We start from the raw sequence: 13,224 nt of genomic DNA, 5'->3' as shown, positions 1-13,224 counted from the left end.
AGAGAATGATCGTGCAGTCCATTTGATGATTGATGAGTACGTCAATCTCATCGATTTCGAGCTTTCGGGGCTGAAAAATGTAGGTGTTCCGCTCATCCTCCATCCGAAGCGAGATCGTCACCGGCAGTTTCAACTCTGCGGCAAGCTCACAGAGGCGAAACACAGATTCGTCTTTCAGGCTGTATCCGTTATAACCCGGATAAAGCCGGACGCCTGCGAATTTCCCCGCCGCCCGCTCCATGTCCTTTTCCCACGCCGGAAGGGTCGGATTCACGGTCAACACCGGGCGGTATTCCGAACCGGCCAGCTGTTTTTGAAGCGCCTCATCGGCCTCGGCGGGGTCGTTGTAAAACACCGCCTCAAGCGCGGCCATGCAGCCGCCCGTCACGCCGTTTTGCCGATGGAGCAGGCGCATCTTTTCCAAAGTATTGTTTCTGATTCTGCGAAAAGGCCAGTTCCCGCAAAAGCAGCCCGCATCAAAAATCTCCATGCCGCTTGTCCTCCGAATCGTTCCTGCGGCTATTGTAGCACCAACCTGGTGTTGATTTCAATATATTCATTCATATATGAGAGGAAGGATTCCCGTGATTATCGATTTTCATGCCCATATCTGGGGCGGCAACGGGCAAAAGGACAAGGAAAACCTGCTCATTGCCTGCAAGCGGTACGGGATAGACAAGCTCTGCGTCTCCAGCGTGGAGTGCGTTTACCCGAACGAAGAGGAAATCCGCTTTCTCAATGAGGGCGTCGTTCGGTTCATGCGGGAACAACCGGAGTTGATTTACGGCTTTGTCTATGTCAACCCCTCCAACCCCGACGCGCTGACGGTGCTGCGGCAGGGGATCGAGGAGTACGGGATGTCGGGCATGAAGCTCTGGATCGCCACCACCTGCGACGACCCGAAGGTCTTCCCGCTGATTGAACAGTGTATCGCCTACAATATCCCGGTGATGCTGCACGCCTGGAAAAAATCCGTCGGTCAGTATGCCCATGAGTCTACCGGCGTACACGTCGCAGCCCTCGCCAAACAATACCCCGAGGCCAAACTGGTCATGGCTCATCTGGGAGGCAACTGCTATCACGGGGTACGGGCAATCAGGGACTACCCCAACGTCATGACCGACTTCTCCGGCTCCATTTTCCGGGGCGACGATTTGAATTATACCGTCGAGCAATTAGGCGCAGAGCGGATTCTCTTCGGCTCTGATATGCCGGGTTCCTATCTGGTCAATCTGGGTCAGGTGGAGGAAGCAGCGCTGACAGGTGAACAAAAAGAGCTGATTTATTATAAAAACGCACTGCGTATGCTGGATAGAAGACAGAAGGGTTCCTGTTGAATGAATTCAACGCACCTGCTCAATCCAACCTTGTTCCGAAGAACAAGGTCTTTTTTTGGTGGGGCTTCATCCGATAAGGTGCGGTGGTTTTCCGCTGTCGGTCTTTGATAATCATGAATGATTGATTCATAGATATATTTGACATTTTTGAAAAAATGATATACCATCATTAACAGCGAATTATTAAGTGGTAATAAAACAAGCAGTGCAATCGGAGACCTATGATTCTGTCAAAAGCATTGAGTTGATTGAGGAGAAGTGGAAGACATGGTAAAAAGAGAGAACGGAACCCACAGCGAGGCGTTCAAAAGAATAATAGCTGCCTATATGATCGCTTTAACGCTTCTTACCGGTGGTTGCGCGCTACAAACCGGGGACAGTGATATAAGCAGTAAATCTACCCCCCCCCCTCGCCCCCAGTAATTTCCAGTAACTTTTTTTCCCGTACAAACAGTTCAGAAGAAGTTTACTCTTCAAAAGGATTCGTGTCTGAGGTTTCCGGTACAAGCCCGGAATCAGTAGATTATAGTTCGGAAACAATATCAACCGCCTCCGGCGCAATTGAATTGGGTTCTTCTCAAACGGAAAATTATAAACCAAATAATATAGTTTCTTCTTCATCAGAAGTATATGTTCCGTCAGATGTAGTCGTTTATCCGGACAATGTTACCGTTATTGAATATGGTAAAAGTGGATTAGAACGCCCGTTGAATGTAATGGTGATTCAACCGGTAGATGCAAAGAAAAAAGTTTTAGTCACCTTTGAACTGCATGGCTTTGAAGGTTCCTATCCCCATGATGGTCAGGCGTTGGTAGACATCGGCAACGCGTTGATTGAATATTTCGCCGAAAATCCTGAGCAACTCTGCAATACTGCGCTTTACATAGTTCCTTCAGCCAACCCCGATGGATTAATTGACGGCTCCCTGGACAATGGTCCGGGCAGATGCCAAGTTTCGTTGGGCGTCGATATCAACCGAGATTTTGATTACCGTTGGGAAAAAGAAACTTCAACCTTTAACAAAACTCTTTCTCCTTTTTCTTGCCCGGAATCCCAAGCCCTACGTGATTTAGTTATTGAAATTAAACCGGATGATGTCATTGATATCCATGGTTGGTTTGCAACCAGCTACGGAAATTCATCTCTTTGTCAATATTTTAATGTCTTGGGTATCTACCGAAGCAATTGCTTAGGAACACCCGGATATTTTACCAGTTGGGCCAGAAAATATTCAAAACGTGTCGCGCTAATAGAATTATCTGGCCCAAAAACTGATCCGCAAAAAGTAATTGATGCATTTGTGAATTTATGTGCTGAATGATTGCCAGATGGCATATCGAGAAATATTTGACATTTTTTATAAAATGAGATATTATCAGTAACAGCGAATTATTTGTGTCAAGCGGTAATAAAACAGGGCGTGCAATCTGAAACATATGATTTTTTCAAAGCGTTGGATTAATTGAGGAGCAGTGAAAGACATGATTGAAAAAAGAGAAAACAGAACACACGGCGGGGAGCCCAAAAGAATAACGGCTGCCGGAATGGCCGCTTTAATTTTTCTTACTTGTGGTTGTGCACTTAAAGGTGAAGTTAGTGGCTTAAGCGAAAGTAAACCCGCATCAAGTAGCGGTGATACCTTATCTGGTATAAGCAGTTCAGAAGAAACTTCAAAAGAATTAGTTTCAGAAGTTTACAGTTCCAGCCCAGAATCAAAAGTTTCTAGTGAAGTGGTAAGTTCTAAACCAAACAGCACTGTTACTTCTTCCAAGGTTGAAAGTTCAACCCCCAGCAAGGAATATACTTCTACTCCCGAAAAAGACAGAGCCAAAGTTTTGCCTTATATGGCCGGCGGTGAATATACTAACGACACTGACACTAATATTTGTGCTTTGACTGATAAATTTTGCGGAGCCACAGTGGTTTTTTCTGGAAACACAGAACCACTCACCCAAGATGCTTTAAACAATAGTGTCATCAACAAAATCAGAGGCAATTTAAAATCTACTGATGTTGTTTATGTCCAAAATGGCGAAGCCTATGTTTTTAATTCAGATAATTTAAAGTCAGGTTATCGAAAGATTACTAAATATAGTCAAAGTGGAAGCAAATCCATTGTCGAAAATACTAACCAAAGTTCATCTTACTCACTAAAGATTGTTTGGGATAAAGATAACGGAATCTGCCTTTCTGATGGCACCAGACTTATTTACCAATTAAGTGGTGGAAAATATGTGGAATTGGAAAATCCCATCATGTTGGGCACTCAAGAACAAAGAATTGAATACCGACTTAAATCTTTATTATATGGAGGTTTTAGTGATCAAAAAAACCTCTATAATTTAAATGCTAACGAGGTTAATCAATATCTAAAAACCGGCAGTGATCAAGGTTTAAACAGTTTTCAGGTAATCAAATCCGAAAAAGCCGCTTTTATTGTCGTTACTGGCGGAGAGTGTGGTTTAAATGAACTTTTTACCAAAAGCACCAAAAAAGCTGTCGCCAGACTTGATGAAATTGATCCCAATATTATGAAACTTTTGGTGGAAAAAAATGGTTTACAAATAGTGGTTTGTACCAACCGATTACAGCCAATATGGTCAGGAGATTTATCCACTGGAGCAATTTATGACAGCACTGATTATGGAAACGTAATTTGTATAAATCAAAGTAGGTATGATAAATATTTAGGTCAAATGGATATGAATGAGTTAGTTGGTGTGGTTTATGTAGATCTAATGGAATTTTTATGGATGGAAAGCCGGGGTATATATGCTCTTAATAATGAAAATTTTAGAAATGATATTAATTCTAAGGAGGCTGAACTTTATAAAGCTAGATGGACTTTGGATCAAATTGAAAAATATAAGGCGCAAATGACAGATTTTGAATTTGCCAAAATATTTGAGGATATGAATAATGTAATAAAAATATATTCATAAAAAATATCAAATGATGGACTTTACTTTTGGAAATGAATTGTATATTCTTTTAATATAAATGGCCAATGAATTTAGAGAAAATGACAATGAAAACAAAATATTAAGGTTGGTTGTCATCCCGATCATAGTTAGTATAACCCTACGGAGATTCAGCCGTTAAATTTTATCCGCGTCGGTATAGGTTGACTTTCTCATCGTGCAGAGAATCTCCACTTCCCTGTCAATGGGCGTGAAATCGGTGCTGTAAATCGTGAACGAGTCCTTGACCTGCGGCACACTCCCGCGCAGAGCGGTATGGTAGAGATGTTTGGAGAACATCCCTTTGATGGTAATGGTGTGGCCTTTTTCGATATGCTCAAGGCGGACATTCCCGTTTTTAAGGCTGATGTATTCGCCCCCATGGGCATCCATGACGAAATTTTGGGTTTCCACTTTGCAGTTCGGAATCACCACGTATTCCAATTTAAAGGGGACCTTTTCGGTGCCCTCGGTCCTGACCCGCAGCTTCAGTCCGTTCTCCAGCTCAATGAAGTCAATCGTGATTTTCAAGGTACATATGCAGACCTTTTTACGGGACGAATGGTCCATCGCAAACCAGTCCGAAGTCGCCGGCGGGGTTTCAAACGGGAGCATATAGTCGTCGACTGCTGTGATTTCCATGCAGTAGCCTTCGTCGGTCTTGATGACCTCGGTCGGAACGAACTGCGCAATCGCAAAGAAGGACGCACATGCACGGACATAGATATTCAAATCTCCGCACTTCACAAACAGGAAGTTCGGATTGTTAGCGATAATCGAATAGCTGAAATATTCTTTGCAGCAACGGTAGATATTCGAAAGCGGATAAAAAGCGGAATAGGTTTTGGGGATTTCGATGTCTTTCAAATCCTTTTCGGAGTCCCAGTCAATCAACTCGGGGTTCAAGAGATAAACCCACACCGCGTTGGGCGCGCCCCGGTTGTTGTCGACCGAATCGTTGAAAATTTCCTCGGCGAACTTCAGATACTTTTTGTTCTTGAGTACATGCCCCGCCCAGAGATATAAAAAGTAATAAGGATGACCGGGGAAAAACTTGCCCGAAGCGGAGCCCTCGCCCTTATCCTTGCGGCGGGAATTCTGGGTAAAGATACTGCCGTCGCATTCGATATAAGAAAAGAGCAAATTCATATTCTTTTCAACATATTGATAAATTTCGGGGTGATTGCCCTCTTCGGCGATCGTCAGCAGCGCGTTGTCGTTGACCGCGTTGTACATGCCGGCCGAGCGCTCGGTAAACTCGCCGTAGGCGTCGATGTCGATACCCTCGGCCAGATACTTGTCTGCTTTTTCTTTTAGCGCCGGCCAGCCCAGAATATTATGGGTCATTAACAACGCGGCGGCTTCCATCCAACGGTGATTCGGGGTGCGAAAACCCGTCGCCAGCATGCCTTTCGCATGGCGGGTGATCACCGTCAGCACCCGGCGGGCGGTTTCCTTTTCCGCCGAGGTTTTATCGGCGTATTTTAAGAAGATCCGATAGGCGCGGACAATGCTCAGCAGGTCAAACGTCGCCGGCGCATGGTAATCCGAAATCAGCAAATTGGACGTGCAGTCGGGATTCGTCAGACGCATAATATAGCCGCAAACGGCGTTGATCCGTTCCAATACTTCCGAATTTTGATGATATTTGCTCTCTTTGCAGCAATAGGCGCAGATAAAGTTATGCATGATGCCCGCCGCGTTTGTGGTTTCCGGAATCCCGTAAAGATCCGCGTAGCCGCCGTTAAACAGATGATCCGGGTCGTTGATGACCTTGGTTTTGATTCTCTCATACGCGAGATCCAGACCCCTGACCATTTGAAGATAATGCTGTTTCATTATTTTTTTACCCGTCTTTTTGTGCGGACGGATAACCTCCCGTTCCTATAATTTGGGGCAAACCCGCTCAAGAAAACTATACCATATGATGCGCCGCTTTACAATCCAAAAAATTAAACCGCTGAAATACTTGCTTCAACGGTTATAACGTGAAGACAAAGTCTTCACTTCATAGGGGGTATCCAATACCCCCTATGTGACCCCCGGTTTCGCGCCCGTTGGCGCGGGTTAAGGTGTTTTTCCGCCGTGCATGCCGCCGGAAAAACAATTTATATGATTCTGTGAGGGTTTTTCTTCGGTCTGCAATCTACTGTTTTAAAAATAAGACAGATCATAAAGTTTTAATTGCACTCCGCAGCCAGCGGACCCGCAAGTTCTTTCAGATAAAACAGTTTCCCCGGAAGCGTGGGCATGTAAGTTGAGGTGATGTTCATATCGGGGCCGTAATGCAGCGTGGTCAGAAAACTCATGCCCTGCCAGCCCATTCCTCTGCCGAGCGCGCCGTCGGCGCCGCCGATGATGGTATCTGCCTGCAAAAACAGACCCGGTCCGATCGTGTTTGCGCAACAGGGAACCAGCGTCGTGCGGGATTTAAAGCTGGTGATGGCATTTTGCTCGATGGTCAGCGGATGGAGCTTTGCGCCCAACCGGAAGCACTGCTTTTTCCACTCCGCTTCGTTTGCGAACTCTTCGGCAAAATGCGGCTCCCAGAAGGCGATATGGCACATTCTTCCGATGCCGAACACCAAGACAAGCCGCGCGCCTTCCTCTTTCATTCCGGCGATCTTGGCGGGATATGTCGGCAGATTCTCCCTTGTGGCAAAATTCCGCTGCCGGGACGGAATTGTCAATTGCCCCAATGGATCAAAAAACGCCGCTTTCATGCTGTATTCAAAGGAGGCCGGATCGGTGTTTGGCAGCGTGTTTCCCTCGCCGTCAGCCCACTCGTCCATATTGAAAGTCGTGACGTGGTCACAGCGGACGTTCCACTCCTTTAAAAAGAACACCGCCCACTTGTACATCCCCATCGGGCCGACGGGAAGGATCATCGCAAGCTTTTTGCCCTCATCCTTTGCTTTTTTGATCTGCAAGGCGATCTCATGCCCCATATAAGTATCAAAATCATTGATGTTTTCACATTCCACCGGCTGAAAGCTTTTGTTCCAGAAGCTTTCTCTTTGAACGCCTTTTTCACAGCAGGCGTCTATCTTCGCGAGATCCCACCCTTTCGGGAAAAAGTTTTCAAGCAAAGAACCTTTCACGGTCGTTAAAAAATCCATTGTATTTCTCCTCCTTTTATTACGGCAGCATTCTTTTAGTTACGACCTTAGGCCACACATAGGCCTGGGTAAACGCTTCCGCATAGGCGCAGTTGCATTGAAGACCCCTGAACTTGGCGCAGGTGCGCACAAAATCCGCAAAGTCGATATGATCGTGGTCTCTCATCCATTTCATCTGGCTTTCGTGGCATTCGAGCATTTGAAGTTTTGTCTCGAAGGTCTCCGTGATGTCGACATACTCCGTCGGCTGAAAATTCATTCCCGCCAAATTGTCCATATAAAAGAGCGGCGTCAGCGCCGTCGCCGGATTGCTGCCGTAGTGCGGAACGCTGGCGCAGAAGACCGCGTCAAACACCAGCTTGCTGACCGCGACGTGATCCGGCATATAATCCGTCGGGCTGTGGGTGATGATCAGTTCCGGCTTTTCCTGCCGGATGATCTCCATGATCCTATCCCGTTGAGACAAATCGCTGCCGTTTACCACAAGGTCTCCGATGTCCGCGGTGATGACTTTGATTCCGGCAAGCGCGCCGGCCTTTTTTGCCTCACCGATTCTGATTTCACGCAATGCCGCCGGCTCGATCACTACATGTCCCATATTGCCGTTCGCGACATGGCAAACCGTCACCTGATCTCCTCTTTTTACGCACTTGGCAAGCGTCCCGGCGCACGAGACCTCGATATCATCGGGATGCGCACCGATCGCAAGTACTTTCATTTTTAAATCCTCCTATTTTTTTACCATTCCGCCGGCTGTTTCAATTTCTTTGAGTACAAGCTCCATCGATTTGACTGCTTCACATAACGGCGCTCTGGTAATTTCTTTGCCCTGTTCCAGGCAATCGATAAAATAGCTGAGTTCGTTATAATATCCGCCGAGGGAGGAGACGTTTCCGCCGATCTCGCTGTTTAAGCGAAACTCTTCTTTGATCTCCGGCTTCAAAACCTCTCCGTTATTGCAGTATACGGTCAGCCCGTTTGCGTCCAGAACAACGGCTGCTTTTTCAAACTGCACCCGAAAACTCATCGAAAAGGGAAACTCCTGCGAAAATCCCCAGCCGCCCTCGACGCTGACCGCGGCATTTTCATAGGAAAAGACGCTGTAGATATGTTCAATGATGCCCTTGTCGTTTCTTCCTGCCTGAGAAGAAATATTCTTCGGTTCGCCCAAAAGATAGCGCATATAATCGATGTCGTGGATATGTAAATCGAGTGCCATTGTGCCGCTGCATTCGGGATTATGAAGCCAGTTGTTCCAGGCCCAGGTCGGCTTCGGGCTCAATCTTCCGAAATATGCGGAAGTGATCCGACCGTATTTTCCGGAAACAGCCGTATCTTTTAACCACATATATTCGTTCCAGGAACGGATGACAAGGCCTACCTGTACCTTTGCTCCGGTTTCTTTTTCGGTTTTTAAAAGAAGCTTTCCCTCTTCGGGATTCATGCAGATCGGTTTTTCCACAAACACATCCCTGCCCTTTTTCATGGCGGCGACGGCGTGCTCACAGTGAAGGTAAGTCGGAAGACAAATATCGATCACATCCATATCGGCATTGTTAATCAGTTCCATCCCTGTGGAATATGCCTCGGCTCCGTATTTTTGCGCGATCTCTTTCGCTTTCTCCGGTCTCACATCCGCGACGGCGACAAGTTTGGCTTCTTTTATAGCATGATAACACGCGCTGTGCATGCCGCCCATGAAACCGCAGCCGATCAGTCCTATTTTTTTCACTTTATCAAGTCCTTCCCAGTATTTTGTCCATGGCGTTCGACGTGTTATAGAGTATCGTCTCGGAGAAGAATTTATACGGCGGAAGCATTTCGGCGGTCACCCAGCCGTCATAACCGATCTTGGAAAAACTCCTCATCACTGCGGGGAAATTGACGTCTCCGGCGAGCAGATCCACAAATCCGTGGAGCCCGCCCGCAGCTTTTCGATAGTCCTTAAAATGAACCTTTTTGATTCTTTTTCCGAGAATTTTGATCCAGTGTTCCGGATATCCGCTGTACATGACGTTCCCCACATCGAAATAGGCGCCGACATAAGCGCTTCCGATCCCGTCGATAAACCCGGCCATTTCAAGGGGAGACAGCAAAAACTGATTCCAGACGTTTTCCACACCGATGGTTACCCCAAGTTCCTCCGCAAAAGGAGCAAGTTCCTTCAGAGCTTGTGACGCGCGCTCGTAGGCGACGTCATATTCAATGACTTCAGTACCGGGCATAAAATCCACACCGACCGCGCCCGGAACCACGAGAATCGTGTCACATCCCAGCCGGGACGCAATTTCAAGCTGCTTTTTGGTGATCTCTTTGGCTTTTTCCCGGATCGCCGGATCGGACGCGGTATAGTTACAGGTCCAGTAAAGGCCGCTTGCGACGCTGTAAAGCTCGATTCCGGCTTTTTCGGCGGTTTCTTTGATTTTTAAAAGTTCTTTTTTCGTTGACCCGAGATTGATTTCGCCGGTTTCGGCGAGAGCGACTTCGACTCCGTCAAACCCGGCTTTTTCGGCAAGCTGAAAGCAGGTTTCAAGAGAGGCCTGTGAAAACGACCAGATACTGATGCCCTTTTTCAAATAAATGCACCTCTTTTCAGTTTCTTTTATTATATATCAGACGTTCTGAAGATTCAACGCCGATTGATGCCTTTATTCGGCATTCCGTCGGGCTCTTCAGCCCCTCTCCTTCCGCTCCGGCACAAGAATGTCACAAAACGTGAAATACAGGCAAAGCGCGCCCTTTATCACCCGAATGACCATGGAATCCGCGCACATGACCATATCAAGAAAATGCTCATACGGCTCCGCGTTCAAATGGTTTGTCTTTACGGGCTCAAGCAGAAGCGTCACGGTTCCGATGGGAATGGCTTTCGTCGGTTTTGTGATTTTGATGTCCTGTATGGTTTCCCATTTCACAAACAGCTGCCTTGCCGTCATACAGGCAAAATCGAATTGCGCCGCTTTGATTTCATCCGTCACGACGGCCGGGGGATGCTTCCCCGCTTTATAGCGTTTTCCGCTGAGCAGCAGTTCGAGCCGTTCCGGCGAAGGCATCGGCAGCCGCTCTTTGATTTTCTTTTGGTATTGTTCCCTCGCCTGAATCAGAATCTGCTTTTCGTCGAATTCCTGAGCCAATGTGACGTTTTCCATTTTTCATTTCACCTTTCCGAAGCGCTTGATTGCGCGTTCGGCGATAAGTTCCCGCGAAACCCGCATTTTATCAACATGAAATGAAAAATTTTTTAATTCTTTTATTTCCTCTCCGCAAACCAGCGCCCGATGACTGACCCGGTCAAATCGGCGCTTCGTTCGAAAAACAGATAACTCTTTTGGCCTCGAATCATAACGGTGTAGCGGTCGCCCTGCCCTCCGGCTTTCAAAGCGGCCGCCTGCCGGATATCGATGACACGGTCAATGGCATACCGCTCCCCGTCTTCCCAGACCAGTTCTCGCGGCAGCATGACTCCTTCTTCCGAGAAATCGGCGGTGACCCGGACATAGACCTTTGCGTCAAACTTTTGTTCCGGCATAATCAGCCCTTCACGTTCTTCAAAAAGTCGCTGCGCGCCGAAATCGGGGCGTCGAGCTTATAACCTTTGCGTTTCATCGCGCGGAATTTGAAGTCCAGCAGTTCGGCCGGCACGTTCAGCGCCTGTGCCGCCTGAAAGAAAGACAGATCGTCATTCAGAGCCGCCAGCACTTCCTTGTCCCGAAGAAGCAGCTCTGCGGCGAAAAGGTTTGCCTCATATTCATAATGCGAAACCGTATCAAACAAGATGAAATCATGAAAGGCCTTCAGCCCGGCGCCTTTGCGGTGCAAAACGGCGTGACCGAGCTCGTGCGCGCAGATGATCCGCTGCAGTTCCTCCGACAGATCGCTGTTGACGGTGACGGCCATCTTCCGACTCTGCGCTAAGAAAAAGCCCTTGCAGGCACCCGGGAATGTTCCCATCGGCTCAAACAGCGTCAGAATGCCGAGCGCTTCGCAGATACGGAACGGATCGGTCTCACCGGTCCCGCTCATCGCATTGCAAGCGGCTTGAGAGATGGATTCATATGAAATCATCATAAATTTCACCTTCTTCGGCAGAAAAATTGAGAGAAGACGAGTCCCCCTAAGGATAGTATAAATCGAGTCCTGTCCCGTAAACGGGTCCCGGCGTTATTTGTTCTTGCCGTACGTCTTTTAAAAAATGATTATTTCGAGATCTGCTTAATAAGTCATTTTTTTAACGGAGAAAGTCCGGCAAAATCAGTTCTGATGGATTTAAGCGCGCCATTCTTTATAAACCTTATCATATAAACTTTATATTTGTCATCAATGCTCTCAATGAGACCTTCACCAAATAGCGGATGTAGAACCGAATTTCCAACCGAATAAGATTGTACATCTGCTTCATTCAGTAAACCAGCCTTTTTCTTTGTTTCTCGTATAAGGTTTTCAGGTATACTGCCGGTTCGGGTATAGAGACATTCATCTATTTCAAAAAGAAATCGTGATGGTGTTTTCTGATTATTATTTCCGATACCTTCTGATTCTGTTAAAAAGAGTTTCTTTTTTGCTCTGGTCAACGCAACATAGCATAACCTGCGTTCTTCTTCAAGCCCTGCCTGGCTCCATTCTTCGATTGTCCTGCTCGATGGGAAGATGCCTTCGGTCATACCGCATACGAAAACGGCCGGGAACTCAAGACCTTTGGCCGCATGTATCGTCATCAGCTTAATAAAGTCGCGTTTATCATCCGCTTCATTCTCAAACCCGACCGATATCTGCTGTAAAAAAACTTTGAGCGGCAGAAATTCACCGTAGTTTTCTTCGTATATTGCAACGGTACGTTTCAATTCGGCGATGTTGTCAAGTCTGTCCATGTCGCCGTCTTTGCGTATAAATTCTTCGTAACCCGACTTCAAAAGCACTGATTGTAAGAGCTCTGACGGATTCACGCTGTCTGCTCCGGCGCGAAGTTCTTCAATAACAGAAACAAACCGAGCCGCACCGGTATTTGCGAAAATTTCATCCTGAAGATGGTTTTTCAGATTCTGATAAAGTGTACCGCCTTGCGCGGCCGCAAGCTCTTTTAAATAAGAAACCTTTGTCTTACCGATTTTTCTTCTCGGTGTGTTGATAATGCGGAGAAATGACAGGTCATCTCCGTACACGGCAAGCCGAAGGAATGCCATCGCATCTTTTATCTCCGTACGTTCAAAAAAACTTAAGCTTCCGAATATCTCAAACGGTATTCCTTCTTTTGTGAAATATTGCTCAATGAAACGTGATACGTAAGCAGCCCGGTATAATATCGCGATATCACGATATCTGTAACCTTCGCATAACAGAGCTTTTATTCTTTTTATGATCCCTACGGCTTCGCTTTTCTCATCCGGTGCGTGCAGGTGTTCCGGAAGCGTGCCGGGTTCAATTTTTGAAAAAAGCTCTTTTTCTATCCGCATCTCGTTGTTTTTAATCAGAGAATTTGCCGTTGCAAGGATCTCGGGCGTAGAGCGGTAGTTCCGGTCTAATATGATTGTTTTGGTATCCGGATGCTTTTTATCGAAATCCATGATTATTTTCATATCCGCTCCGCGCCACCCGTAAATAGTCTGATCGGGATCACCGACGACAAAGAGATTTTTGTTTGCTTCATTCAAAATATTAATCAGCCTGTATTCGCGTTTCGAGCAGTCCTGAAATTCGTCGATGAGTATATATTGAATCTGCTCCTGCCATTTTCGGCGGATATCCGGTTTCTTCCTGAAGAGCGCAAAAGTAAAATACATCAGATCGTTAAAATCTAATCCGAATATCTT

The 13,224-nt window shown here is 46.6% G+C and carries 13 protein-coding genes; 3 read left to right on the top strand and 10 right to left on the bottom strand.

Annotation, left to right across the window (positions count from 1 at the left end):
- On the bottom strand, positions 1 to 490 hold a 490-nt coding region (locus PKH29_11160), incomplete at its 3' end, for a hypothetical protein (protein ID HNX15394.1).
- Positions 491 to 584: 94 nt separating this feature from the next.
- Here PKH29_11160 and PKH29_11155 point away from each other — a divergent pair.
- The 3 genes from PKH29_11155 (at position 585) to PKH29_11145 (ending at position 4,280) form a co-directional block, all read left to right on the top strand.
- A complete protein-coding gene (locus tag PKH29_11155; GenBank protein HNX15393.1) occupies positions 585 to 1,337 on the top strand; it encodes an amidohydrolase family protein in 753 nt (250 codons plus the stop codon).
- A 485-nt stretch (positions 1,338 to 1,822) separates the two neighbouring features.
- Positions 1,823 to 2,659 carry a M14 family zinc carboxypeptidase gene (locus PKH29_11150; protein ID HNX15392.1) on the top strand — a complete coding sequence of 279 codons (837 nt, stop codon included), beginning with the start codon at positions 1,823 to 1,825 and terminating at the stop codon, positions 2,657 to 2,659.
- Positions 2,660 to 2,819: 160 nt separating this feature from the next.
- The gene (locus PKH29_11145; GenBank protein ID HNX15391.1) at positions 2,820 to 4,280 is read left to right on the top strand and encodes a hypothetical protein; all 1,461 of its coding nucleotides are present in this window, start codon (positions 2,820 to 2,822) and stop codon (positions 4,278 to 4,280) included.
- Between the two features lie 156 nt (positions 4,281 to 4,436).
- Here PKH29_11145 and PKH29_11140 read toward each other — a convergent pair whose 3' ends face one another.
- The 9 genes from PKH29_11140 to PKH29_11100 all read right to left on the bottom strand — a co-directional run bounded on the left by PKH29_11140 (position 4,437) and on the right by PKH29_11100 (position 13,221).
- Positions 4,437 to 6,137: a hypothetical protein gene (locus PKH29_11140; protein ID HNX15390.1), complete on the bottom strand. Its 1,701-nt coding sequence runs from the start codon at positions 6,135 to 6,137 to the stop codon at positions 4,437 to 4,439.
- 341 nt (positions 6,138 to 6,478) lie between these two features.
- Positions 6,479 to 7,417 (bottom strand): hypothetical protein, encoded by a 939-nt coding sequence (locus PKH29_11135; GenBank protein HNX15389.1) that lies wholly within the window; start codon positions 7,415 to 7,417, stop codon positions 6,479 to 6,481.
- A gap of 19 nt (positions 7,418 to 7,436) precedes the next feature.
- On the bottom strand, positions 7,437 to 8,135 hold the full coding sequence (locus PKH29_11130) for a PIG-L family deacetylase (protein HNX15388.1): 699 nt from the start codon (positions 8,133 to 8,135) through the stop codon (positions 7,437 to 7,439).
- Positions 8,136 to 8,147: 12 nt separating this feature from the next.
- Positions 8,148 to 9,149 carry a Gfo/Idh/MocA family oxidoreductase gene (locus PKH29_11125; GenBank protein HNX15387.1) on the bottom strand — a complete coding sequence of 334 codons (1,002 nt, stop codon included), beginning with the start codon at positions 9,147 to 9,149 and terminating at the stop codon, positions 8,148 to 8,150.
- Between the two features lie 4 nt (positions 9,150 to 9,153).
- The gene (locus tag PKH29_11120; GenBank protein HNX15386.1) at positions 9,154 to 9,993 is read right to left on the bottom strand and encodes a sugar phosphate isomerase/epimerase family protein; all 840 of its coding nucleotides are present in this window, start codon (positions 9,991 to 9,993) and stop codon (positions 9,154 to 9,156) included.
- Positions 9,994 to 10,089: 96 nt separating this feature from the next.
- Positions 10,090 to 10,566, bottom strand: coding sequence for a hypothetical protein (locus tag PKH29_11115; GenBank protein ID HNX15385.1), 477 nt, complete (start codon positions 10,564 to 10,566; stop codon positions 10,090 to 10,092).
- A 101-nt stretch (positions 10,567 to 10,667) separates the two neighbouring features.
- Positions 10,668 to 10,946: a hypothetical protein gene (locus PKH29_11110; protein ID HNX15384.1), complete on the bottom strand. Its 279-nt coding sequence runs from the start codon at positions 10,944 to 10,946 to the stop codon at positions 10,668 to 10,670.
- Between the two features lie 2 nt (positions 10,947 to 10,948).
- A complete protein-coding gene (locus PKH29_11105) occupies positions 10,949 to 11,485 on the bottom strand; it encodes an ImmA/IrrE family metallo-endopeptidase (protein HNX15383.1) in 537 nt (178 codons plus the stop codon).
- Positions 11,486 to 11,637: 152 nt separating this feature from the next.
- Positions 11,638 to 13,221, bottom strand: coding sequence for a 3'-5' exonuclease (locus PKH29_11100; GenBank protein HNX15382.1), 1,584 nt, complete (start codon positions 13,219 to 13,221; stop codon positions 11,638 to 11,640).
- Between the last annotated feature and the right edge of the window lie 3 nt (positions 13,222 to 13,224).

The organism is Oscillospiraceae bacterium (genome assembly GCA_035353335.1).
Taxonomy (GTDB): domain Bacteria; phylum Bacillota; class Clostridia; order Oscillospirales; family JAKOTC01; genus DAOPZJ01.
Note: the sequence above shows the minus strand (reverse complement) of the source record. Positions and strands in the feature narration are given on the sequence as shown.